Consider the following 238-nt stretch of genomic DNA (forward strand, 5'->3'; position numbering starts at 1 on the left):
CCGGGGCGACGGTCATCGTGGACAATGTCTTCGCCACGCCGGTCTTCTCGCGCGCGGTGGAACTGGGGTCCGATGTCGTGATCTATTCGGCCACCAAGCATATCGATGGCGGCGGCCGGGCGCTGGCCGGGGTGATCTGCGGCAGCCGCGACTATATCCGCAAGACCGTCGAACCCTATGTCAAGCATACCGGAGGGGCGATCAGCCCGTTTCACAGCTGGATCATGCTGAACGGGCT

Annotated in this window: 1 protein-coding gene; it reads left to right on the forward strand. The window is 63.9% G+C overall.

Features of this window, described 5'->3' with window-relative positions; translation table 11 throughout:
* Positions 1-238: PLP-dependent transferase (locus CVH10_RS24150; RefSeq protein WP_181244752.1), on the forward strand; the 238-nt coding region annotated here is incomplete at both ends.

Origin of the sequence: Halomonas sp. ND22Bw (assembly GCF_003011945.1) — a bacterium.
GTDB classification, from domain to species: Bacteria; Pseudomonadota; Gammaproteobacteria; order Pseudomonadales; family Halomonadaceae; genus Halomonas; species Halomonas halophila.